This window comes from Pseudomonas sp. HLG18, assembly GCF_051903985.1.
Lineage (GTDB): Bacteria > Pseudomonadota > Gammaproteobacteria > Pseudomonadales > Pseudomonadaceae > Aquipseudomonas > Aquipseudomonas fluorescens_BT.
In genome coordinates, this window is the sequence record NZ_CP195831.1 from 4,591,785 (window position 1) to 4,615,587 (window position 23,803).

At 61.5% G+C, this 23,803-nt stretch carries 22 protein-coding genes; 11 read left to right on the forward strand and 11 right to left on the reverse strand.

Annotated features, from left to right (window positions below; genetic code table 11):
• Positions 1–49: 49 nt before the first annotated feature.
• The gene (locus ACSPX5_RS21170; RefSeq protein ID WP_169432198.1) at positions 50–496 is read right to left on the reverse strand and encodes a response regulator; all 447 of its coding nucleotides are present in this window, start codon (positions 494–496) and stop codon (positions 50–52) included.
• 253 nt (positions 497–749) lie between these two features.
• On the opposite strand from ACSPX5_RS21170, the gene ACSPX5_RS21175 reads away from it, so the two are divergent.
• From ACSPX5_RS21175 to ACSPX5_RS21210, 8 genes are all read left to right on the forward strand, one after another.
• The gene (locus ACSPX5_RS21175) at positions 750–2,690 is read left to right on the forward strand and encodes a putative nucleotidyltransferase substrate binding domain-containing protein (protein WP_439820196.1); all 1,941 of its coding nucleotides are present in this window, start codon (positions 750–752) and stop codon (positions 2,688–2,690) included.
• Complete coding sequence (locus tag ACSPX5_RS21180) at positions 2,687–3,394, forward strand: 3'-5' exonuclease (RefSeq protein ID WP_439820197.1); 708 nt, start codon at positions 2,687–2,689, stop codon at positions 3,392–3,394. The genes ACSPX5_RS21175 and ACSPX5_RS21180 overlap by 4 nt, the downstream gene beginning before the upstream one ends.
• A gap of 111 nt (positions 3,395–3,505) precedes the next feature.
• Positions 3,506–4,024, forward strand: a complete 519-nt coding sequence (locus ACSPX5_RS21185; RefSeq protein WP_439820198.1) for an RNA polymerase sigma factor — start codon at positions 3,506–3,508, stop codon at positions 4,022–4,024.
• Complete coding sequence (locus ACSPX5_RS21190; protein ID WP_439820199.1) at positions 4,021–4,992, forward strand: FecR domain-containing protein; 972 nt, start codon at positions 4,021–4,023, stop codon at positions 4,990–4,992. Before ACSPX5_RS21185 ends, ACSPX5_RS21190 begins: the two co-directional genes overlap by 4 nt.
• A gap of 122 nt (positions 4,993–5,114) precedes the next feature.
• Positions 5,115–7,541, forward strand: coding sequence for a TonB-dependent siderophore receptor (locus tag ACSPX5_RS21195; protein ID WP_439820200.1), 2,427 nt, complete (start codon positions 5,115–5,117; stop codon positions 7,539–7,541).
• 74 nt (positions 7,542–7,615) lie between these two features.
• Entirely contained in the window at positions 7,616–8,746 is a 1,131-nt protein-coding gene (locus ACSPX5_RS21200; RefSeq protein ID WP_439820201.1) for a PepSY-associated TM helix domain-containing protein, read from the forward strand.
• Positions 8,743–8,922, forward strand: coding sequence for a hypothetical protein (locus ACSPX5_RS21205; RefSeq protein ID WP_169432205.1), 180 nt, complete (start codon positions 8,743–8,745; stop codon positions 8,920–8,922). Before ACSPX5_RS21200 ends, ACSPX5_RS21205 begins: the two co-directional genes overlap by 4 nt.
• A 161-nt stretch (positions 8,923–9,083) precedes the next feature.
• Complete coding sequence (locus ACSPX5_RS21210) at positions 9,084–9,713, forward strand: glutathione S-transferase (RefSeq protein ID WP_169432206.1); 630 nt, start codon at positions 9,084–9,086, stop codon at positions 9,711–9,713.
• Positions 9,714–9,800: 87 nt separating this feature from the next.
• Here the strand turns inward: ACSPX5_RS21210 and creD are convergent, their stop codons facing one another.
• Complete coding sequence (gene creD / locus ACSPX5_RS21215; RefSeq protein ID WP_439820202.1) at positions 9,801–11,171, reverse strand: cell envelope integrity protein CreD; 1,371 nt, start codon at positions 11,169–11,171, stop codon at positions 9,801–9,803.
• 167 nt (positions 11,172–11,338) lie between these two features.
• On the opposite strand from creD, the gene ACSPX5_RS21220 reads away from it, so the two are divergent.
• Positions 11,339–12,349: an acyltransferase family protein gene (locus ACSPX5_RS21220; RefSeq protein WP_439820203.1), complete on the forward strand. Its 1,011-nt coding sequence runs from the start codon at positions 11,339–11,341 to the stop codon at positions 12,347–12,349.
• Between the two features lie 11 nt (positions 12,350–12,360).
• Here ACSPX5_RS21220 and creC read toward each other — a convergent pair whose 3' ends face one another.
• The 3 genes from creC to rloA2 all read right to left on the reverse strand — a co-directional run bounded on the left by creC (position 12,361) and on the right by rloA2 (position 15,036).
• Complete coding sequence (creC, locus tag ACSPX5_RS21225; protein WP_169432209.1) at positions 12,361–13,779, reverse strand: two-component system sensor histidine kinase CreC; 1,419 nt, start codon at positions 13,777–13,779, stop codon at positions 12,361–12,363.
• A complete protein-coding gene (gene creB, locus ACSPX5_RS21230; protein ID WP_323159819.1) occupies positions 13,779–14,459 on the reverse strand; it encodes a two-component system response regulator CreB in 681 nt (226 codons plus the stop codon). Before creB ends, creC begins: the two co-directional genes overlap by 1 nt.
• A gap of 73 nt (positions 14,460–14,532) precedes the next feature.
• Positions 14,533–15,036 (reverse strand): retropepsin-like aspartic peptidase RloA2, encoded by a 504-nt coding sequence (rloA2, locus tag ACSPX5_RS21235; protein ID WP_169432211.1) that lies wholly within the window; start codon positions 15,034–15,036, stop codon positions 14,533–14,535.
• 174 nt (positions 15,037–15,210) lie between these two features.
• Between rloA2 and ACSPX5_RS21240 the strand changes: the two genes are divergently transcribed.
• Positions 15,211–16,098, forward strand: a complete 888-nt coding sequence (locus ACSPX5_RS21240; RefSeq protein ID WP_439820204.1) for an acyltransferase — start codon at positions 15,211–15,213, stop codon at positions 16,096–16,098.
• 1 nt (position 16,099) lies between these two features.
• Here ACSPX5_RS21240 and ACSPX5_RS21245 read toward each other — a convergent pair whose 3' ends face one another.
• A complete protein-coding gene (locus tag ACSPX5_RS21245) occupies positions 16,100–16,657 on the reverse strand; it encodes a DUF2780 domain-containing protein (protein ID WP_011336267.1) in 558 nt (185 codons plus the stop codon).
• Between the two features lie 265 nt (positions 16,658–16,922).
• Between ACSPX5_RS21245 and ACSPX5_RS21250 the strand changes: the two genes are divergently transcribed.
• Entirely contained in the window at positions 16,923–17,240 is a 318-nt protein-coding gene (locus ACSPX5_RS21250) for a hypothetical protein (protein ID WP_439820205.1), read from the forward strand.
• Between the two features lie 48 nt (positions 17,241–17,288).
• On the opposite strand, the gene fdhA is transcribed toward ACSPX5_RS21250, so the two are convergent.
• From fdhA to ACSPX5_RS21275, 5 genes are all read right to left on the reverse strand, one after another.
• A complete protein-coding gene (fdhA, locus tag ACSPX5_RS21255) occupies positions 17,289–18,488 on the reverse strand; it encodes a formaldehyde dehydrogenase, glutathione-independent (RefSeq protein WP_011336270.1) in 1,200 nt (399 codons plus the stop codon).
• Positions 18,489–18,693: 205 nt separating this feature from the next.
• Positions 18,694–19,551 carry a formyltetrahydrofolate deformylase gene (purU, locus tag ACSPX5_RS21260; RefSeq protein ID WP_439820206.1) on the reverse strand — a complete coding sequence of 286 codons (858 nt, stop codon included), beginning with the start codon at positions 19,549–19,551 and terminating at the stop codon, positions 18,694–18,696.
• 219 nt (positions 19,552–19,770) lie between these two features.
• Complete coding sequence (locus ACSPX5_RS21265; RefSeq protein ID WP_169432213.1) at positions 19,771–20,403, reverse strand: sarcosine oxidase subunit gamma; 633 nt, start codon at positions 20,401–20,403, stop codon at positions 19,771–19,773.
• 55 nt (positions 20,404–20,458) lie between these two features.
• A complete protein-coding gene (locus ACSPX5_RS21270) occupies positions 20,459–23,476 on the reverse strand; it encodes a sarcosine oxidase subunit alpha (RefSeq protein ID WP_169432214.1) in 3,018 nt (1,005 codons plus the stop codon).
• Positions 23,473–23,802 carry a sarcosine oxidase subunit delta gene (locus tag ACSPX5_RS21275; RefSeq protein WP_169432215.1) on the reverse strand — a complete coding sequence of 110 codons (330 nt, stop codon included), beginning with the start codon at positions 23,800–23,802 and terminating at the stop codon, positions 23,473–23,475. Before ACSPX5_RS21275 ends, ACSPX5_RS21270 begins: the two co-directional genes overlap by 4 nt.
• Between the last annotated feature and the right edge of the window lies 1 nt (position 23,803).

The following is a 23,803-nucleotide window of genomic DNA, read 5'->3' on the forward strand; positions in this document are numbered from 1 at the left end:
AAAAAGCCCTGATCTTTTGATCAGGGCTTTTTTGTTTGCGCCGGATTGGCTAGGGCTCGATGCCCAGCTCATGCCTGACCAGTCCAAGCAATTTGGCGGTATCGATCGGTTTGAGCAGAAAATCCACCACACTCAAATGCATCGCCGCAATCGCGTCCTTCACGTCGGCATCGCCCGACACAATGATGATCGGCAACGCCGCCCGCACTGACTCGCGCACCTGGCGGATCAACTCCAGACCATCGACGTTGCCCATGCGCAGGTCTGTGATCACCAGTCCGATCGAAGGTTTTTCCGCGAGCATTTTCAGGGCGGTTTCGCCGCTGGCCGCGGTCAGGCAGCGAATGCCATCCAATCCGAGAATCTCCGACAACAGCTCCCGGGCGTCCTTGTCGTCGTCGACGATCAATACACGTTGCGGTGGCAAATCGGGTTCGAGCATTACAGCGCTGAGCGCTTCCCGCTCGGCGTCGCTCAAAATATCGTGGTCGGACATGGCGTTCTCTACGTTTTCAATTCAGTCCCCTGGCACAGTGGTCAGACATCGCTGGGCAGAGCTTCAATGTGCACTTCGTCGGATTTTTTTCCAAGGGGCGAACCGAAGAATTTCCGACTGATTTTGTAGGGCATATCCGAAAACTCCCCAACGGCATGCCCAACCTAGACTTACGTCCAATGGGCACCCCGCGCGATGGGGTCGACCATGGCTGCAACGATCCGACAACAACAATTCGAAAAAGACTGCGGTAATGGTTATGAGTAAAGCGGACGCCTTCACCCAGGCAGGGAAAACCGCGGTGTTGCAGAACATTCAGGGCACTTTGCAATTCCTCCAGCGCTTCCCCCCTTTCAATCAGATGGAACACGCCCACCTGGCCTACCTGGTGGAGCAATGCCAGCTGCGCTTCTATGGTCAGGGCGAGAGCATCATCAAGCCCGCCGACGGGCCGGTCGAACACTTCTACATCGTCAAGCAGGGCCGGGTGGTCGGTGAGCGCCCACACACGGCCAAGGGCGGCACCGAAACCACGTTTGAAATCACCACTGGCGAGTGTTTTCCCCTCGCCGCGCTGCTCGGCGAACGGGCGACCCGCACCGAGCATCTGGCCGGCGAAGACACCTTCTGCCTGCAACTGAACAAACTGGCGTTCATCAAGCTGTTCGCCCTTTCCAATACCTTCCGCGACTTCGCCCTTCGCGGGGTCAGCAGCCTGCTCGATCAGGTCAACCAGCAAGTTCAGCAGAAAGCCGTGGAAACCCTCGGCACCCAATACTCGCTGAACACCCGCCTGGGCGAATTGGCGATGCGCCATCCAGTGACCTGCAGCCCTTCCACCCCACTGCGCGAAGCGGTGAAGCTGATGCACGAACAACAGGTCGGCAGCATCGTCGCGGTGGATGAACACAAGGCGCCGCTGGGGATTTTCACCCTGCGCGATCTGCGGCATGTCGTGGCTGAAGGGGTTGGCGATTTCAGCGAGCCGATCGAACGCCACATGACGCACTCGCCGTTCTATCTGTCGCCGGATCACAGCGCCTTCGACGCGGCGATTGCCATGACTGAACGGCACATCGCCCACGTGTGTCTGGTCAAGGATCAGCGCCTGTGCGGCGTGGTTTCCGAACGGGATCTGTTTTCGCTGCAGCGGGTCGATCTGGTGCACCTGGCCCGGACCATCCGCAGCGCCCAGCGAGTCGAGCAACTGGTGACCCTGCGCGGCGAGATCGGCCAACTGGTGGAACGCATGCTCGCTCACGGCGCGTCCTCGACCCAGATCACCCACATCATCACCCTGCTCAACGATCACACCGTGTGCCGGGTGATCGAACTGACCCTCGTCGAGAAAGGCAACCCCGGCGTGCCATTCAGCTGGTTGTGTTTCGGCAGCGAAGGCCGGCGCGAGCAGACCCTGCACACCGATCAGGACAACGGCATTCTGTTCGAAGCCCGGGATGCGGCCCACGCGGCGGAGATTCGCGGCAAACTGCTGCCGATTGCCCAGCAGATCAACAACAGCCTGGCGCAATGCGGCTTCACCCTGTGCAAGGGCAACATCATGGCCGGCAATCCTCAGCTATGTCTGTCCCGTGCCGAATGGGCCCGACGGTTTGCCGCGTTCATTCGCGAGGCGACGCCGGAGAACCTGTTGGGTTCCAGCATCTATTTCGACCTGCGGGTGGTCTGGGGTGATGAACAGGGTTGCGAGCAATTGCGCCGGGGGATTCTCGATCAGGTCGGCGACAATCGCCTGTTCCAGCGGATGATGGCCGAGAACGCCTTGCGCAACCGTCCGCCGGTTGGGCGTTTCCGTGAGTTCGTGCTGACGAAAAAGAACGGCGAGAAAGCCACGCTGGACCTGAAGATCCAGGGCCTGACCCCGTTTGTCGACGGTGCGCGCCTGCTCGCGCTGGCCAACGGCATCGACGCCAACAACACCCTCGAACGCTTCCGCCAGCTTGTGGATAAAGAAGTCATCGACCGACTGGATGGCGCCGCGTACGAAGAGGCGTATCACTTCATCCAGCAGACGCGCATGCAGCAGCATCAACTGCAGACCCGGGAAAACCTGCCGTATTCGAACCGGGTCGATCCCGACAGCCTCAATCATCTGGACCGGCGCATCCTGCGCGAATCCCTGCGCCAGGCCCAGCGCCTGCAAAGCAGCCTGACCTTGCGGTATCAGCTATGAGCCTGTTTTCGTGGCTGCGCCCGGCCAGCCCCGTTCTGCCGGACAATCTGCGACAACGCCTGGCGAAACTGCCGGCGATCCGCGGACTGAGCGAGTGCAGTCTGCGCGAACAGCGCTGGGTGGTGCTGGATCTGGAAACCACCGGGCTCAATCTGAACAAGGATCGGGTGCTGTCGATCGGCGCGGTGGTGATCGAGGACGGTGCGATCGATTTCAGCCAGCAATTCGAACGCACCCTGCAATGTCGCGAACTGAAACTCGGCCCCAGTGTGTTGATCCATGGACTGGGGCCGAACGCGATTGCCGCCGGCAGCGAACCGGCCGAGGCTCTGGTCGATTTGCTGGAGTTTATCGGGGACAGTCCGGTGCTGGCGTTTCATGCGCCGTTCGATCAGCACATGCTGGGCCGCGCCATGAAAGAACACCTGGGGTACAAATTGCAGCAGGTGTTTCTGGATGTCGCCGACATCGCACCACTGGTTTGCCCACAAGCGCACATCCGCGAGGCAGGGCTGGACGAATGGATCGACAGGTTCAGGCTTGAAGTGTTCGAACGCCACCACGCCAGCGCCGATGCGCTGGCCACGGCGGAGCTGGCGTTGATTCTGTTCAGTCGCGCGCGTCAGCAACAGATCCACAGTCCGCTGAATCTGCAGCAACGCCTGAGCCAGTGGAAGCGCCGTCAGCAGACACATTCGTTCTGAGTCCCGGGTTGTCGCCCGACAACCCGACCGGTGGCCAATTGCTAACCATTCCCACCTCTGCCACAATCGCGAACAATTCTCGTTGGTTAACATTTCCCAGTCGGTGTTTTCGTGTCGTCAGCCCAAAGCCCTCACAGTGAGCTCGTCGGTGCGTTGTATCGCGACCACCGCGGTTGGCTGCTGGCCTGGCTGCGGCGCAACGTGGCCTGCCCGCAACGCGCCGAGGACCTGAGTCAGGACACCTTCGTCCGCCTGCTCGGCCGCGACGAACTGCTGACGCCCCGCGAACCCCGGGCCTTTCTGGTAGCCATCGCCAAGGGCTTGTTGTTCGACTACTTCCGCCGGGCAGCGCTGGAACAGGCGTATCTGACCGAACTGACGCTGATTCCCGAAGGCGAGCAGCCGTCGGTGGAAGAGCAACAACTGATCCTCGAAGACCTCAAGGCCATCGACCGCATGCTCGGCAAGCTGTCGACCAAGGCCCGCGCCGCTTTCCTTTATAACCGTCTCGACGGCCTGACCCATGCCGAGATCGCCGACAAACTCGGCGTGTCGGTCCCCCGCGTGCGTCAGTACCTGGCCCAGGGCATCCGTCAGTGCTACATCGCCCTGTACGGTGAGCCGACGTGAACCCGGCCAGTTCCAGACCGGTGCCGGCCCATGTGCTGGATGCAGCGATCGCCTGGCAATTGACCCTCGACTCCAGCAGTCCGCTGGAGCGCGAAGAGTTCGCCAAATGGCACGCCGCCAATGAAGAGCATGCCCGCGCCTGGCGCCAGCTGGGCATGCTCGACCAGCGTTTCAGCGTGGCCAACGGCCCGGCACGCAGCGCATTGCTGCAATCTCGCGAAGGCATCCGCCGTCGGGTACGCAAACTGGGCAGCGGGCTGGCCAGTGTCGTGGCGGTGGTCGGTCTGGCGTTGTTTGCCGGCGAACGTTATCTGCCGCTGGATTACTGGCTCGCCGATCAGCGCACCGCCACCGGTGAACAACGTACCGTGCGGCTGGCGGACGGCACCGTGGTCAATCTCAACACTCATAGCGCCATGGATGTGCGGTTCGATGAAAAGCAGCGGCTGATCGTGCTGCAGGAAGGTGAAATCCTCATCGAAACCGGTCATGGCGATGCGCGGCCGTTCCTCGTCGAAACCGCCGAGGGCAGCATGCGCGCCCTGGGCACGCGTTTCCTGGTCAAGCGAGAAGACGCCGGCACGCGCCTGAGTGTGCTGCAGTCGGCGGTCGCGGCGCATCCGCAATCCGATCCGCAGGAACAGATCCTGCGCGAAGGCCAGCAAGTGCTGATCCGCCACAACGGTCTGGATTCGGTGATGGCGCTCAACCCCGGCGTCGATGCCTGGACCCGCGGCATGCTGGTGGTGGACAACGCCCGCCTGGAAGACCTGGTGCATGAACTCGGTCGTTATCGTCGTGGCCATCTGGGCATCTCACCGGAGGTGGCCGATCTGCGCATCACCGGCAGCTTCCCGCTGCACGATACCGACAAGGCGCTGAACGCCCTGCTGCCGACGCTGCCAGTGCAGATCGAGCAGCACACGCCATGGTGGGTCACCGTGGCCAAGGCTGATCCGAAGCCTTGATCCTCTGTCATGACGCGGGCCGTTTCGCGTTAATCGACATTATTTTCATCCAGCCCTATCACTTTTCGAATCTCGTCCGGCACACAGGCAATTGAGAAATATTTCCATTCAGGAGCCGCCGTATGTCCCGTTCGCTAGACACCTTGTTGCGCCCCAGTTTGCTGGCGGTCGCCATTGTCCTCTGCACCCCGCTGGCCAGCAGCCAACTGATCGCCGCTGAACAGGCCTCGAGCGTACGCGCCTACAACCTGCCGGCCGCGCCCCTGTCGACCACCCTTAACCAGATCGCCAGCCAGGGCGGCCTCACGCTGTCGCTGAACCCGTCGCTGGCGGCGGGCAAGACCTCGGCGCCGGTCAACGGCCAATATGACGCAGCCGGCGCCCTGCGCGCGGCCCTGCGTGGCACGGGTCTGCAACTGCAACAGAGCGGCACCGGGACCTACACTCTGGTCGCCGTGCCGGATGGCGTGGTGGCGTTGCCGGAAACTTCCGTGATCAGTGTGGAAAACACCGAAACGGCCTGGGGCCCGGTCGAAGGCTACACCGCCACTCGCACTGCCGCCGGCACCAAGACCGACACCGCGCTGGTCGAAGCGCCGCGTTCGATTTCCGTCGCCACCCGCCAGCAGATGGACGATCGCAGCGTGCACAGTCTCGATGATGCCGTGCGCTACATGCCGGGCATCACCGCCAGCAGCTACGGCAGCGACACCCGCGCCGACTGGCTGCGCGTGCGCGGCTTCGAACCGACTCAGTTCCTCGACGGCCTGCCGCTGCCAAAAGGCGTGTACGCCAACCCGAAACAGGAAACCTGGAACCTCGACCGCCTCGCCCTGCTGCGCGGCCCGGCTTCGTCCGTGTACGGCCAGACCCCGCCTGGCGGCCTGCTGGACATGGTCAGCCGTCGCCCGAGCGATGTGCAGAGCAGCGAAATCCAGCTGCAATACGGCAGCGACAACCACCGTCAGATCAACTTCGCCAGCACCGGCAAGATCGATGACGCTGGCCAGTTTCTCTACGGCCTCAGCGGCGTGGTGCGTGACAGCGACACGCAGATCGACCACATCGAAAACAAGCGCTACAACATCGCGCCAAGCCTGACCTGGAACATCGACGACGACACCAAATTCACCCTGCTGACCCAGTTCACCCGCGACGATACCGGCATCACCAGCCAGTTCCTGCCGGTGCAGGGCACCAAGATCGACATGCCGTTCGGCAAGGTTTCCCATCACAAGAATCTGGGCGATCCGGACTGGGAATACTACGACCGCACCTACTACGCGCTGGGCTATGCCTTCGAACATCGCCTGAACGATGTGTGGCAGTTCAAGCAGAACCTGCGTTACACCAAGTCGGATCTGTCGTTCCAGGGCATTACCGTCGGCTCCTACCCGTTCACTCAAGTGGACAATGACGGCAACGTTGGCCGCTCGACCACCATCGTCGACGAAGACATCAGCCAGTTCGCCGTGGACAACAACTTCCAGGCCGACTTCGCCACCGGTGATATCCGCCACACCCTGCTGCTGGGTCTGGATCACCAGCGCAGCAATACCAACTACACCTCGATCTTCGGCAGTGCGCCGGACATCAACGTGAACAACCCGATCCATGGTCAGCCGATCGTGCGTCCGGCGCGCTCCACCGCGTTCTATGACTACAACCAGAAGACCTACCAGACCGGCCTCTACATCCAGGACCAGATGGCCCTGGACCAATGGCGCCTGACCCTCGGTGGCCGTGAAGACTGGGTGCACACCGGTACCCAGTTCATCAACAAGGCCGATGCGACCAACACCGAGCGCGACAAGGCCTTCAGCGGTAACGCGGCGATCAGCTACGTGTTCGACTCCGGTTTCGTGCCGTACCTGTCGTACGCCGAATCCTTCCAGCCCACCAGTGGCGCCGACGCCTCCTCCACTGAATCGCTCAAGCCCACCGAAGGCAAGCAGTGGGAACTGGGCATCAAGTACCAACCTCCCGGCAGCAAGACCCTGCTGTCCGCAGCCGTGTATGACCTGACCCAGAAAAACGTCTCGGTAAGCTCCTTCGTCAACGGCGTATCGATCACCAGCCAGACCGGCGAGGTGAAAGTCAAAGGCCTGGAGCTGGAAGCCACCTCCGATGTTACCGACAACCTGAAGGTCATCGCCGCGTACACCCTGGCCAAGTCCGAAGTGCAGAACGGCGTCGACAAGGGCAATCGTCTGCAACTGATGCCGAACCAGCAGGCCTCGCTGTGGGCCGACTACACCTGGCACAGCGGCGTGCTCGACGGCTTCGGCATCGGCGCCGGTGCGCGCTACACCGGCAACACCTACGGCGACAAGGCCAACACCTGGCTGGGCAAGGCGGACGCCTACACCGTGTTCGATGCCAGCGTGCATTACGACCTCGGTCGTCTGGACAACAGCCTCAAAGGCGCGTCGCTGGCAGTCAACGCCACCAACCTGCTGGACAAGGACTACATCTCCACCTGTGACAGCTTCTACTGCTACTACGGCGACCAGCGCAGCGTCATCGCCAGCGCCACCTACAAGTGGTAAGCGTCTGAGCTGAAACCGGCCCGGCAACCAGGCCGTCCCTCGTGGACGGCTTTGGTGCTCTTTAAGGTCATCAAATGAAAAGTAAAACAATTCGCCGCTGGTCGTTCGTCCACACCTGGACCAGCCTGATCTGCACCGTGTTTTTGCTGCTGCTGGCCCTGACCGGCCTGCCGCTGATCTTTCATCACGAGATCGAGCATCTGCTCGGTGACGCACCTCAAGTGCGCGAGATGCCGGCCGATACGCCGCACCTGAATCTGGCGCAACTGGTGCAAGCCGCCGAAGCCCATCGCCCCGGCGAAGTCGTGCAGTATTTCGGTTTCGAAGACGACGAGCCGAACACTGTGCTGACGATCATGGCGAAGACTGCCGGCACCGAGCCGAATTCCTCGCACACCTTCATGCTTGATGCGCGGACCGGAGAAGCCCTGGAAACACCATCGGCCAATGGCGGGCTGATGCTGTTCATCCTGCGCCTGCACGTCGACATGTTTGCCGGTCTGGCGGGCAAGTTGCTGCTGGCGTTCATGGGTGTGTTGTTCGTGGTCGCCATCGTGTCCGGGACGGTGTTGTACCTGCCGTTCATGCGTCGCCTGGATTTCGGCAGCGTGCGCCGGGACAAATCCACCCGACTGCGCTGGCTCGACCTGCATAACCTGATCGGCATCGTGACCCTGACCTGGGCACTGGTGGTCGGCGTCACCGGGGTGATCAGCGCCTGTGCCGATCTGATCATCGCGGCCTGGCGCAACGATTCGCTCAACACCATGATCGCGCCCTACCGCGATGCGCCACCGCTGACTCACCTCGCCCCGGCCACCCGCCTGCTGGATATCGCCGGCGAAGTCGCTCCGGGGATGAAACCGGACTTCATCGCCTTCCCCGGCACCCGCTTCTCCAGCGAGCACCATTACTCGGTGTTCATGAAGGGCGGCACCCACCTGACCTCGCATCTGCTGACGCCGGTGCTGATCGACGCCAGCAACCTGCAGGTCACGGCAGTCGCCGAACGGCCGTGGTACATGGACGCCATGGGCATGTCGCAGCCGCTGCACTTTGGTGACTACGGCGGCATGCCGATGAAAATCCTCTGGGCCACGCTGGACGTGCTGACCATCATCGTCCTCGCCAGCGGCGTGTATCTGTGGGTGGTGCGACGCAGGGCCGCAAGACCGGTGCTGGAACCGGCGCAGGCCTCTGCATGAAGCCGCGTCAGTCGAATTTCTGGAAGGTCTTCAGCACACCGCTGGTGATCGCGCTGCTGAGTGCAGCGGGCCTGTTCGCGGCGCTGCTGGGGGACGGGATCTGGGATGGTTTGAGCTGGATTGGCCTCGGAGTGCCGGCAATTCTGGGATTGAAGGGATTACTGCAGCGAAGCTGAAAAACCTGTGGGAGCGAGCCTGCTCGCGATAGCGGATTTTCAGTCACCTGGATTGTGAATGAACAGACGCTATCGCGAGCAGGCTCGCTCCCACAAAGAGCTTGAGCCAAGGCGCTGACAGGCTATGCTGCCCGTCATTGCCCCTGACCGAGACCCTGCCGATGTCCGCTCCCAGCATGACCCTGTTCCACAACACCCTGTCCCCGTTCGTGCGCAAAGTCATGGTGCTGCTGCACGAGACCGGCCAGCAGGATCGCGTAGCGCTGCAGGACTGTGTGCTCAGCCCTGTCAGCCCGGATCCCGCCCTCAACGAAGACAACCCGCTGGGCAAGATCCCGGCCCTGCGCCTGGCCGACGGCAATGTCATCCATGACAGCCGGGTGATCCTCGATTACCTCGACCACCAGCACGTCGGCAATCCGCTGATTCCCCGCGACGGCTCGGCCCGCTGGCGGCGCCTGACGCTGGCCTCGATGGCCGACGGGATCATGGACGCCTCGGTCATGGTGCGTTACGAGCAAGTGCTGCGCGCCCCGGAAAAACACTGGGACGAATGGCTCGAAGCCCAGCGCGAAAAGATCCGCCGCGCCCTCGCCCTGCTGGAGCGCGACGCGATTGCCGAACTGACCTGCCACTTCGACGTCGCTTCGATCAGCGTGGCCTGTGCGCTGGGTTATCTGGATCTGCGCTTCCCGGATCTGGGCTGGCGTGAAGCCAACCCGCAGCTGGCCAACTGGTTCTTTGAAGTGAGCCAGCGGCCGTCGATGATAGCGACGATGCCGAAAGTTTGATGCGCGGGGCGGGAGGCAACGACGCAAAGATCAGCGTCATCAACACCTCGGCCTCCCGCTGCTCCTCACGCAGCCCCACGAACCGGCTCATTGCACCGCTCCGATATCGAATTCCAGCGGTTTGGCCGGTTTCTGCCCGATCCCGTACCAGTCCAGATTGCGGGTCAGCACCATGAACACGCCGAGCAGACCGAACAGCAGCAGCGAGCCCATCAGCAGCGCGTAATCCTCGGCGCTCAACAAGCCATAGAGCAAGCCGTACAACGCCGCCAGCCCCACCGAAAAACTCAAGCCGTGGCGCACGCTGCGCAGCACGTGGCAGACATAAAACCCGATCAACACCACGCAACCGCTGGCCGACAACAGATACGCGAGAGCAAAACCGATGTGCTCGGACAACGACAAAAGCAGCAGATAAAAGAACGCCAGCGCCACACCCACCAGCGCGTATTGCACCGGGTGCACCGCCAGGCTTTTCAGCACTTCGAACAGGAAGAAACCGGCAAATGTCAGGACGATGAACAGCAGCGCATATTTGATCGCCCGGTCACTCTTCAGATACTGGTCCACCGGATCGATGAAACTCACGCCGAAACTGCGCCCGCTGAACCCCTCGCAATCATTGCCCGACACGCAACGGTTCATGGCTTCTTGCAAATTGGTGGAGAAAAACGAGGTCTGCCAATCGGCGGTGAAGCCCTGATCGGTGACTTCTCGTTTGGCCGGCAGGAAGTTGCCGATGAAGCTTGGGTGCGGCCAGTTGGCAGCGAGGTTCACGCGGCTGGTCTTGCCCACCGGCAGCACCTGCAGCGAACCGGTACCTTGCAGGCGCAGATCGAAGCCGAAGGCCAGTTCCGTGACCTGAGTGGTATCGAGTGCAGGCAACGTCGCCCGAACACCTTCGCCGAGCCAGCCCACTTGCGTGCCGGGCACAAAGTCCAGGCGTTGCGAACCGAGTTCCAGTTTCAGGGCATTTTCAATGCCTCGAATATCACTGATGCCGATTGCCAGAAACGGCGCATCGAATTTGTAATCGACGAAGTCTTCCTTGATCCCCAACTGCGCCGGTAGCGAAAAATGCCCGCTGATGCGGTTGTCGGCATGGAACAGCCGCGCCTCGTAGATCCCACGGGCACGCAGTTCGGTCTGCACCTGGCCGTCGAGCTCGAAGCGCTCCGGCAGGAAGTACAGGCGGCCACGTTCTTCGCTGATTTCCTGATAACGCTCGTCACTCTTCTCTTTGGTCTTCCAGGTGCGTACCACTTTGCGGTACGGCACCACCATCACCGGCCCGCTGATCTGCTGGCTGTAGCTGGAACTGCGGGCGATGTCTTCAAGCACACCGTCACGCCGTTGCTGGCGATCATCGATGATGCCGTCGATCATCAGCAACGGGACCAGCAGTACCAGGATCAGCAGGGCAATGGCCCCGAGCTTGAAAGTCAGATTTCGGTTCATCAGAACGCTCCCTTGTTTGGAATGGAGCAAGTCTGCAAATGCTGTGTGGGTTTGTGATGGAGGTTCTGTGGGCTTTGTGTGGAAAACCCTGTAAAACGCTTTTCCCGTTATCGAGTGCAGGATCGCTACACATTATTCGGGACAGGATTTGGACAAGGATTATTCCGTTGAGAAACAACTCATTCGACTTGATCAGGCATTTTGCGGCACTGATGGTGCTAGTCAGTCACCACTTCGCACTTTGGGGTCAGGAAGAACCGGGCATCGCCGGCTACAACTCATTGGGTGGAATGGCCGTCATTGCCTTCTTCGCGATCTCCGGTCTGTTGATTACCCACAGCTTTCTCAATGCCAGAAATTTCGCCGACTACCTGGCCAAACGTGTCGCGCGAATTTTCCCGGCGCTGATTGCCTGCGCCTTCGTCATGACGTTTGTGGCAGGAGGGATATTTGCGCAGGGGTACATCACAGGCCCTTCGGCACTGATCGACTTCCTGCGCATCTCGTTGTTCGGCCGCGCGGCAATCGATGAAATCACCGAAGGCTTTATCTTCAGCGAGTCTTTCAACGGCAGCCTGTGGACGCTGAAGATCGAATTCGCCTTTTACATACTGGTGGCGGGCGCGCTGAGTCTGTTTCGCCGGGCCATGATGCCCGCCGCTTTGCTGATGATGTTTTGCATTGCAACCTATGTACTGGGAAACAGCACGCCGAGCGCCCTGACACAGAAGCTGGCCGTGTATGGCTGCGCCGGTATAGCGTTTTTCACTGGATCGCTAGGGGCGTTCTGCACCGGTGTCTTTTGCTCGACCCGCCGCAGACTGACCATACTGGCGGCCTGCGCCGGCCTGATGGTTGCCGTCGCGGGAACCCCGCTGACCGGTGTGCTCTCCACACTGTGCATGGCTCTTGCGACACTGAGCCTGGGCCTTTCATATGTCGATCACACCATCCGGGGGCGCTTCGACATCTCTTACGGCCTCTATCTTTACGCGTTCCCTGTTCAACAACTGGTGATCAACAAGACTTCGCTGGCGTTCATCCCGTCGATGCTGGTGTCAGCGCTCATCGTGATGGTTCTGGCCAGCGTGTCCTGGCGGTGGATCGAGAAACCGGCCCTGCAATGGGCACGCCGCAGAAACGGAGCCAGGGTCGCAGAAGTGCCAAAAGCATCCTGATTGTTTGACGGTCAAGGCAGACGCAGACACACCCGCACGCCATCCGCCACGTTGGCGATGTGCATCGAGCCGCCATGCAACTTGACCACTTCTTCGACGAAGTTCAGCCCAAGCCCTGTACTTTTACGCCCGCTGTCCGGGCGTGGCAGCGAGTAGAAACGCTCGGTCAGACGCGGCAGAGCGTAGTCGGGAATCGGCGCGGTTTCGTTGAACAGGCAACACACGACCTGCTCACCGGCCCGTTCGGCGCTGAAGCGCAGCAAACCTTGTTCAGGGGTGAAGTCGAGCGCGTTTTCCAGCAGATTGCCCAGGGCCTGTCGTAGCAGGAAAGGCTCGCCGATCACCGATAGATCCGCTTCGACGACTTGCTCGACCCGCAACCGACGGCTTTCGATCCGGGCCATCTGCGCTTGCAGTGTTTGCGCCATCAATGTCGCCAGCGGCACCGCGACGCGCTCTTCAAGACCTTGCCGCTGCTCGACCTGCGCCAGGTTCAGCAGGCGTTCGATCAACTGCTGCATCCGTGCGCTTTCACGATCGATATTGCCGACGAAACGCTGGCGTTGCGCCAACGGCATTTCGCCCTGCAACAGTTCGGCGGCACCACGAATCGCCGCCAGCGGGCTTTTCAATTCGTGGGTCAGCGTGTGGACGTAGCGTTCGACATAGGCCTTGCCTTCAAGCTGGGTGCGCATTTGCTCCACGGCACTCGCCAATTGTTCCAGCTCGCCGCCACGATAATGCGGCACTTGCACCCGACGCCCTTCGCTGACTGCCTGGGCATAACCGGTCAAGCGGTGCAGCGCCCGGCTCAACCACCACGACAGAAGCGCACCCAACAGCAGGCCCAGGACGATCAGCCCGGCGCCGTAAGCCAGCAGGCGGCGCTCGGTACGGTCGACGTAGGGCTGCAACGAACTGTTGGGCTTGGCCACGGTGACCACGCCGATGATCTTGCCCTCATCGCGAATCGGCGCACCGACGTGCATGACCGAAGAGTTCGGATCATTCGGATCGCTGCGGCTGGAGCGCGCGCCGTATTCACCGCGCAGGGTCAGGTAGACGTCGTTCCAGCGCGAGTAGTCCTGACCGACCGCCAGACCGCTGGAATCCAGCACCACAATGCCCTTGGCGTCGGTGACGTAGATGCGGTGGTTGACCTGGTTTTTCGGCAGCCCCCAGATCGTCGCTTTCGGCTGGCGTTCGCCATAAGCCCGGAGCAGCTCGGGCCAGCGATTCTGGCTGAGGGTGCCGGCCTTGAAGTCGTCCTTGAGGATTTCCGCCATCAGGTTGGCGGTATCGACCAGGGTCTCCTCGGTGGACTGGCGCACGCCGGGACGGATTTCCTCCATTACGGTGTTGAGCACGAAATAACCGGTCAGGCCGATGAACAGCACGTAGACCAGAAAGATCCGCAGCCCCAGCGGCATCAGCTGTGTCCCGGGCTGTAGCTGTAGCCGAGGCCGCGATGGGTCTGGATCGGCTCGGCTTCGGCGCGCACCAGACGTAATTTGGCGCGCACGCTTTTGATGTGGCTGTCGATGCTGCGCTCGTAACCAGCATCCGCCGCCACGCCCAGCGCATCGAGCAGTTGCTCGCGGCTGAACACCCGCTCGGGTTGTTCGAGCAGGCATTGCAGCAGACGGAATTCGTGGCGGGTCAGGCTCAAGGGCTGACCGCGATAGCTGATCTGCACGCGCTCGGGATCAATGCGAAACATCCCCGACCACGCGTCGACCGGCGCACGGGGCGCCATGCGTTTGAGAATCGCCCGGACCCGCGCGGCCACTTCCCGTGGACTGAACGGCTTGACCACGTAATCGTCGGCGCCGATTTCCAGTCCTACCACGCGATCGATCTCGGCATCCCGGGCGCTGAGGAACAGCACCGGCACTTCGCTGAAACGACGCAACTGCTTGCAGGTTTCGAAACCGCTGATGTCCGGCAGGCCGATGTCGAGGATGATCAGATCCGCCGGCGTCTGGCGCTGATGCTCCAGCGCCGCCGCACCGAGACTCAGCCAGGTCGTGGTGAAGCCCTCGCCCTGCAAGGCAAAAATCAGCGTATCGGCAATCGCCGCTTCGTCTTCGACAATCAGGATATGAGGCATGGCGTCCGAGCCTGTGGATTAAGTGCGCGAACGGTGCCCCAAGCCCGGCGTTACGTCAATGAGACCACTTGTTTCAACAGTCGGGCTTGTCCGCCGTGAAGCGCCGCGCCGGGTTCACGGCCGCGCCGAACTCGCGCAGGGCCTTGGCACCGATCAGCAACGGGTAGTTGAAGTTGCTGCGGTCGGTCAGGTTGACCTCCACGGTACGCTTGACGTCGCCCAGGCACAGCTCCAGATCGACCACCGGGCGCTTGGCCACTTCGGTGCTTTCACCCTCGTCTTCTTCATCCGAGCGACTCTTGATCTTGCTGATCCGCGCAACCTTGTGCTCGTACACCTTGTTGCTGGCGTCCTTGGTGGCCAGGCGGAAACGCACCCAGTCTTCACCGTCGCGCTTGAACGTCTCGATGTCCTTGGCCGACAGCGAGGCGGTCAGCGCGCCGGTGTCCATTTTCGCCTTGAGCACTTGCCCGCCGATTTCCGGCAGCGCGATGTATTCGTAGCGCCCGTACAGGGTCGGCTCGGCGGCCAGCACCGGCAGGGCAACGAGGGAAAGCAATGCAAGGAGGGATTTCACGTAATGGGCTTCCTTGGAAAATGGGTGCGTCTGACGCGAGATTTTAGACCGCTGTTCGCTTGATCGTTCCCGCAAGGCTAACGCGCCAAAGGTGAAACATTCGTCACCGCCGATTTGGCCTGTCAGCCGAAGCCACTTATCATGGCGCGCCCATCCGCTTTCATAGAGTTGCTTATGCGCCGCCTGCTCACCGGCTGTCTCGTCACCCTGCTGCTGTTGTCCAACACCCTCGTGCTCTTCGGCCCGCTGATGGTGTTCGCCCTGCTCAAGCTGATCCTGCCGGGACGCTTTCGCGATTACGCCTCGTGGGCGGTGATGTGGATCGCCGAAACCTGGGCGGAAATCGACAAACTGATCTTCCGCCTGTGCATCCCGACGCAATGGGACATCCGGGGCGGCGATGATCTGCGTGGCGACACGTCGTATCTGGTGATCAGCAACCATCAGTCGTGGGTCGATATCCCGGCGCTGATCCAGACCCTCAACCGGCGCACGCCGTTTTTCAAGTTCTTCCTCAAGAAGGAGCTGATCTGGGTACCGTTCCTGGGCCTGGCCTGGTGGGCGCTGGATTACCCGTTCATGAAGCGCTACACCAAGGCGTTCCTGGCGAAGCACCCGGATCTGGCGGGCAAGGATCTGGAAATCACCAAGGCTGCCTGCGAGTTGTTCAAGCGTCAGCCGGTGACGGTGGTCAACTATCTGGAAGGCACTCGCTATACCGCGGCCAAAAGCACGCAGCAACAGTCACCGTTCAACCATCTGCTCAAGCCCAAGGCGGGTGGCGTGGCGTTTGTACTGGCGGCGATGGGCGAACAACTGGACGCGATTCTCGATGTGACTGTGGTTTATCCACAGCCGAAGATTCCGGGGTTCTGGGACCTGATCAGCGGCAACGTGCCACGCGTGATCATCGACATCCAGACCCGCGAGCTGGATCCGGCCCTGTGGCAGGGCGATTACGAAAACGATCCGGTGTTTCGCGAAAAGGTCCAGAACTGGGTCAACCAGCTCTGGACCCTCAAGGATCAGCGCATCGCCGAACTCAAGGGCGAGCGCCGCTGAGTCAACCGTTGGTGCCGGTGCCCCAGATGCTGCCCAGGCTTTGCAGCAGCGAACCGCCGACACCCTGCTGACCGAGGTATTGCAGCAGGATCGGGGCAAACTGGCCGACCATCCCGCTGTCCATGCCCAACGCACCGAAGGCGTTGTTCAGGTCATTGGTGTCCTTGACGTTGCCCAGCGCATTTTCCAGTCCGGCGGACTTGCCCGATGAGCCGAGCAAGCCGCTCAACGCCGCCAGATTGCCTGCGCCGCCCGACAGCTTGTCGATGCCCGGCACTTCCTTGGCCAGTTCGGAATAGTCCGTGTTGCTCAGCTGGTTCTTCGCCAGTCCCAACATCGCACTGGTGCCGCCGACCGCTTGCTGCGGCGTGACGTTCAGCGCGCTCAAGGCACTCAACAGACCGGCGGTTTCCGACGTCGGCGCCGCAGCGGCGGCCTTGTCCCCGCCCTGCATGCCCGATACCGCACCGGCCACGTCATTCAAACTGAAACCGGCAAACACCGGCCCTGCCGCCAGGGTCAGGAGCGATGCCAGGGCAAAACCGCGTGAAATCTTCATTCAGACATCCTCTTGTGGCGTGAAGACCGCCTGGATACAGGCGATCAAACTGCCGGTTTGACCGGGTAGGCGGCAGCATGTTCCGTCTGAAGGCCAGCCATTTCACTCCAAAGAGATCCGCCAAGCACCGTTCGTTAGCTCGTCGCCTTCTCAATACTCAAAAACCTATTACAAACAGATCTAAAAAACTGTCATTTATGACAGTAGGAAAGGCGAGAAGGAAAACCGAGGATATGACCTCCCATCCTGTAACGGAGTACAAGCAATGAAGCTGAAAATGATGTCGGGGGCCTTGATTTTTCTGGCGATGATGAGCAGCGCCTATGCAGTTACCTGTGCGACTCTCTCGGTAACCGGTTCGAGTAGCGCCGAAGACCTTACCTTTACCTCTGCGCGCATCAAGGACGGAAGCAGCGACAGTTCACTTGTCATTTGCCGTTACGAAGGCAAAGGCGACGTTGGTGCCTCATCTGGCCTCAGACTCGAAACTCCGGTCAAGGGCACGGGAAGCAATTGGAAAGGTGACGATTGTAAGGTTACTGACGGTGATGCCAGCAAGTGCGCATTCAATAGTCAGGACTGATTTGAAAAAAAGAGCAACCGACGGGTTGCTCTTTTTTGTGGCTAAAACTTACGCCGCACTGAACAACTTATGCGGATCAATCACAAACTTCTTCGGCACACCCGCATCGAACTCGCCGTAACCTTCAGGCGCCTGGTCGAGGCTGATGACTTGCACACCCACCACTTCGGCAATGTTGATGCGGTCCCACATGATCGCCTGCATCAGCTGGCGGTTGTACTTCATCACCGGAGTCTGGCCGGTGTGGAAGCTGTGGGATTTGGCCCAGCCCAGGCCGAAGCGAATGCTCAGGCTGCCCATTTTCGCGGCGGCATCGACAGCACCCGGATCTTCGGTCACGTACAGGCCCGGAATACCGATCTTGCCGGCTACGCGCACCACGCCCATCAGCGAGTTGAGCACGGTGGCCGGGGCTTCGGATTTGACGCCGTCGTGACCATGACCACGGGCTTCGAAGCCCACGCAGTCCACTGCGCAATCCACTTCAGGCTCGCCCAGCAGCGCGGCGATCTGTTCGTGCAGCGGGGTATCTTTCGACAGGTCGACGATTTCGAAACCCTGAGCCTTGGCGTGGGCCAGGCGGATGGTGTTGACGTCGCCGACGATCACCACCGCGGCGCCCAGCAAGCGGGCGGAAGCGGCAGCAGCCAGACCGACCGGACCTGCGCCGGCAATGTACACGGTGCTGCCCGGACCGACGCCAGCGGTAACGGCGCCGTGGTAACCGGTCGGCAGGATGTCGGAGAGGCAGGTCAGGTCACGGATTTTCTCCATGGCCTTGTCGCGGTCCGGCAGTTTCAGCAGGTTGAAGTCGGCGTACGGCACCAGCACGTATTCGGCCTGGCCGCCGGTCCAGTCGCCCATGTCGACGTAACCGTAGGCACCGCCGGCGCGAGCCGGGTTGACGGTCAGGCAGACGCCGGTGTGTTGCTCCTTGCAGGAACGGCAGCGCCCGCAAGCCACGTTGAACGGAACGGACACCAGGTCGCCGATTTTCAGGCTTTCGACGTCGCTGCCCTTCTCGATCACTTCACCGGTGATCTCGTGCCCCAGCACCAGACCGACCTGGGCGGTGGTACGGCCGCGCACCATGTGCTGGTCGGAGCCGCAAATGTTGGTTGAAACCACACGCAGGATGACACCGTGCTCGATCTTCCTGCCGCGCGGATCCTGCATTTTCGGATAGTCGATTTTCTGTACTTCGACCTTGCCAGCGCCGAGATACACCACACCACGATTGCCAGACATGCTTTCACCTCGCTGTTGTTTTTATGGAACCGCGCCGCCCAGGCAGGCAGCGCGTTAAGTGCTCGGGTTATTGCTTGTTGGTTTTGCGTTGTCAGTTATGACCCCTTCGCGGGCAAGCCCGCTCCCACATTGGCTCTCTTGGGTGCATGCCATCTTGCTCACACCACAAATCCCCTGTGGGAGCGGGCTTGCTCGCGAAAGCGATCTAAAGAACGACGGTTCTGTTGGCGTTCAAAAAAACCCTTCTTTCAATGTGATACCCGACAGCCCGGGCCAGGGTCAGGCCTTCGATGTCGCGGCCCTTGGCAATCAGGTCTTCGGGGTAATGACTGTGATCCACCGCCTCGACGCCCTGGGCGATGATCGGTCCCTCGTCGAGGTCGTTGTTGATGTAGTGCGCGGTGGCGCCCACCAGTTTCACGCCCTTGTTGTAGGCCTGGTGATACGGCTTGGCGCCCTTGAAACCCGGCAGCAGCGAGTGGTGAATGTTGATCGCCTTGCCATCGAGCTTGCGGCACAGTTCCGGCGACAGCACCTGCATGTAGCGGGCGAGAATCACCAGTTCGGCACCGGCCTCCTCGATCACCTGCCACACCTGCCGCTCCTGGGCCGGTTTGTCGTTGGGGTCGAGGGGGAAATGGTAGTAGGGAATCTGGTGCCAGTCGGCCAGCGGCTTGAGGTCCGGATGGTTCGACACCACCGCCGCCACGTCCATCGACAACTGGCCGATTCGCTGGCGGTAGAGCAAGTCGTTGAGGCAGTGATCGGCCTTGGAGACCATGATCACCACTTTTGGCCGGTAGTTCGGCGCGGTCAGCTCGAAGATCATGCCGAACGCCTGACCACGCTCGGCGAGGCCGGCGCGGAAGGACTGCTCGTTGAAACCGTCGGGCTGACGGAATTCCACACGAATGAAAAAACGGCCCGAGAGCCGGTCATCGAACGAGTGGTGCTCGGTGACGTAACAGCCCTGCTCGAACAGAAAACGCGTCACCGCGTCCACGGTGCCGAGAACGCTGGGGCAGTCGGCGGTCAGAATCCATGTGTCTGGGGCGCGGCTCATGGTGCGGTGACTCCTGTTCTTTGTGCGGAGTGTCAGGGAGTTTCCCCTCACCCTAGCCCTCTCCCGGAGGGAGAGGGGACTGACCGAAGTGTCTGCAGAGCTACATCGACCTGAAAGTTCGCGGTTGAATATAGATCGCAAGAACAACCGAGATCGGCTCCCTTTCCCCCTCTCCCCCCTGGGGGAGAGGGTTGGGGTGAGGGGGTGGCTTTTGATCTTTCAGGCCTGAACGCTGAGGCCGTATTCGGCGGACGCATCCTGCAACCACAACCACCAGTAATCCGAGAAGCTGCGACGGATCAGCAGTTCCCAGGTGTCTTCGGCGGTGTGGCGGATCATCAGCTGCGACTTGGCGAACACCGTGCCGACAGCCTTGCCGACCGGGAAGTTGTTCGGGTGCACGTCGTAGCTGGTGGATTTCATCAGCACCTGACGCACGTTCGGGCCGCTCAGTTCGAGCAACTGCTGGCCGCCGCTGACGTTGACGATTGCAATGTGCAGATCGCCCAGCGCTTCGCGCAGTTTCTGCTCGGCGGCGAACTCTTCGCCGCTCGGCACGATCAGCAGCCACTCGTCCGGGCCCATCCATTGCAGACTGGTTTCACCTTTGACGATCACGCTCAGGGCACCCGGCAACTCGATGCCCAGGGCCTTGTGCACGCCGGCAGCGAACGCGGCATCGTGGCCGTCGCCACGAATGGTCAGATGGCCGAGAAGTTTCTTTTCACGCACGATCACGCCGGCGTTCTTGCGGCCCTTGCCGACCAGGCTGGCAAGGTCGGCATGATGCAGAGACGACTCGGCCTTGGCCCCGGTGGTCGGGCGTTGTTGGTAAACGTTGGCTGCGGTCATAAAGCACCCTTCCTGAATTCGGTGTCGCTCCCGCGCCAGGCACGGGAGCGATCAATTAGATGTTCTGGCGATCGCCTTTCGGATCGAAGAACACCGAAGAAACGATTTCCGCCTCGATCACGCTGCCATCCGCCAGCGGCGCGAACACCCGCTCGCCCATGCGTTTGAGCCCCCCCTTCACCACGCCCATGGCAAACGAATAGCCAAGGGAGTTGTGCGCGTAGCTGGAGGTCACGTGGCCGACCATGGTCATCGGGATCGACTGCTTGGTGTTGAACACCAGCTGCGCACCTTCCGGCAGCCATTTGGTCGGATCGATCGGCTTCAGGCCCACCAGTTGCTTGCGCTGATCACGCACGCAGTCTTCACGGTTCATGCCGCGCTGGCCGATCCACGAGAACGGTTTGGTGCGACCGACGCACCAGCCCATGTTCAGGTCGTCCGGGGTCATCGAGCCGTCGGTGTCCTGGCCGACGATGATGAAGCCCTTCTCGGCCCGCAGCACGTGCATGGTTTCGGTGCCATATGGCGTCAGGTTGAACGCCTTCCCGGCCTCGACAATCTTCTCCAAAACACCCATCGCGTAGTCGGCCTGGACGTTGACTTCGTACGACAGCTCACCGGTGAACGAGATGCGGAACACCCGCGCCGGCACACCGCCGACCAGACCTTCTTTCCAGGTCATGAACGGGAACGCTTCGTTGGCCAGATCGATGTCGGTCACGGCGCTGAGCAGCTTGCGGCTGTTCGGGCCGGACAGGGTCATGGTCGCCCAGTGGTCGGTGACGGAGGTGAAGTAGACCTTCATCTCTGGCCATTCGGTCTGGTGGTACAGCTCCAGCCACTGCAGGACGCGAGCCGCGCCGCCGGTGGTGGTGGTCATGACGAAATGGTTGTCGGCCAGACACGCCGTCACACCGTCGTCGAAGACCATGCCGTCTTCCTTGCACATCAGGCCGTAACGGGCCTTGCCCACGTCGAGCTTGGTCCAGGCGTTGGTGTACACGCGGTTGAGGAACTCGCGGGCATCCGGGCCCTGGATGTCGATCTTGCCCAGGGTCGAAGCGTCCAGCAGGCCGACGCTGTCACGCACAGCCTTGCATTCGCGTTTGACGGCGGCGTGCATGTCTTCACCGTTTTTCGGGAAGTACCACGGACGTTTCCACTGACCGACGTCTTCGAACTCGGCGCCGTTTTTCAGGTGCCATTGATGCAGTGCGGTGTAACGCACAGGTTCGAAGATGTGCCCGCAGTGGCGACCGGCTACCGCGCCGAAAGTGACCGGCGTGTAGTTCGGACGGAACATCGTGGTGCCCATCTGCGGGATGGTCACGTTCAGCGAGCGGGCGGCAATCGCCAGGCCGTTGACGTTGCCGAGCTTGCCCTGATCGGTGCCGAAGCCCAGCGCGGTGTAGCGTTTGACGTGCTCGACCGACTCGAAACCTTCGCGGGTCGCCAGTTCGATGGCGGCGGCGGTGACGTCGTTCTGCAGGTCGACGAATTGTTTCGGCGCCCGGGAAGTGCCCTTCTCGTGCGGCACCTGGAACAGCGCCAGCGTCGGCTCTTCGTGGCGGCTCAAGGCTTTCGGCAACACGCCTTCGACGGTCTGGAAACCGGCTTCGGCCGCGGCGCGCACGCCGCCTTCAAAACCGTCGGCCAGGGAATCGCCGAGACCGTAGACGCCGTTGATGCCACCGACGCACACGCGTTTCTGCGGTGCTTCGCCCGGTACGAAACCGAGGATGTCTTCGCGCCAGATCGGCTTGCCGCCCAGGTGCGACGCCAGGTGCACCACCGGGCTGTAGCCGCCGGAGCTGGCGATCACATCGCATTCCAGCCACTCGCCGGGACTGGTCACGGCATGGCCTTTCACATCGATGGCGGCCACACGGGCAGCGGTCACACGCTTGCTGCCACGGGCCTCGATCACGGCGCTGCCGGTGAGGATACGAATGCCTTTGGCGCGGGCTTCTTCCACCAGTGCCCCGCGCGGATTGCTGCGAGCGTCGGCGATGGCCACCACTTGCAGGCTGGCGTCCAACCAGTCCAGCGCCACGCGGTAGGCGTGATCGTTGTTGGTCGACAGCACCAGCTTCTTGCCCGGTGCCACGCCGTAACGGCGCACGTAAGTCGAGACGGCACCGGCGAGCATGTTGCCCGGCACGTCGTTGTTGCCGTAGACCAGCGGACGCTCGTGAGCACCGGTCGCCAGCACCACACGCTTGGCGCGGACGCGGTGGATGCGCTGACGCACCTGGCCGATCGGAGCACGGTCGCCGAGGTGATCGGTGAGGCGTTCGTGAATGGTCAGGAAGTTGTGGTCGTGGTAACCGTTGACCGTGGCGCGTGGCAACAGCAACACGTCCGGGGTGTTCTTCAACTCGGCGACGACACTGGCGACCCACTCCATCGCAGGCTTGCCATCGAGGCTTTCGCGGGAATCGAGCAGGCTGCCACCGAACTCTTCCTGTTCATCGGCGATGATCACCCGGGCACCGCTGCGCGCAGCCGCCAGGGCAGCGGCCAGACCGGCCGGGCCGGCGCCGACGATCAGCACGTCGCAATGCTGGTTCATGTAGTCGTAGGTGTCCGGATCGACCTCGGTCGGCGAACGCCCCAGCCCGGCAGCCTTGCGAATGTACTTCTCGTAGGTCATCCAGAACGATTGCGGGTACATGAAGGTTTTGTAGTAGAAGCCCGGCGGCATCAGCTTGCCGCCGACCTTGCCGAGAATCCCCATCATGTCGTTGTTGACGCTCGGCCAGCCGTTGGTGCTGGTGGCGACCAGGCCTTGATACAGCGCCTGTTGCGTGGCGCGCACGTTCGGGATCTGGGTAGCTTCGGTCGCACCGATCTGCAGCACCGCGTTCGGCTCTTCGGCACCGGCGGCGAAGATGCCGCGAGGGCGCGAATACTTGAAGCTGCGGCCGATGATGTCGACGCCGTTGGCGATCAGCGCCGACGCCAGCGAGTCACCCTCGAAGCCTTTGTAGCTCTGACCGTTGAAGGTGAAGCTCAGCACTTTGTTGCGGTCGATCCGTCCACCGTTGGACAGGCGATTGGTCTGGCTCATACCTTCTCTCCCAGCGCCGTCGTGGCTGTTTTCGCAGGGTCAGCCTTGTCGGTGAATTGCGGCTTGGTGCCGATCTTGTAGGTTTCGAGAATCTCGTAGGTCACGGTGTCGCGGGTGACGTTGAAGTACTGGCGGCAACCGGCGACGTGATCCCACAACTCGTGGTGCAGGCCGCGAGGGTTGTCGCGGAAGAACATGTAGTCGCCCCACTCCTCGTCGGTGCAGCTGTTCGGATCCAGCGGACGCGGGATGTGCGCCTGGCCGGATGCGTGGAATTCCTCTTCGGAGCGCAGTTCGCCGCAGTGAGGACAGAAGATATGCAACATG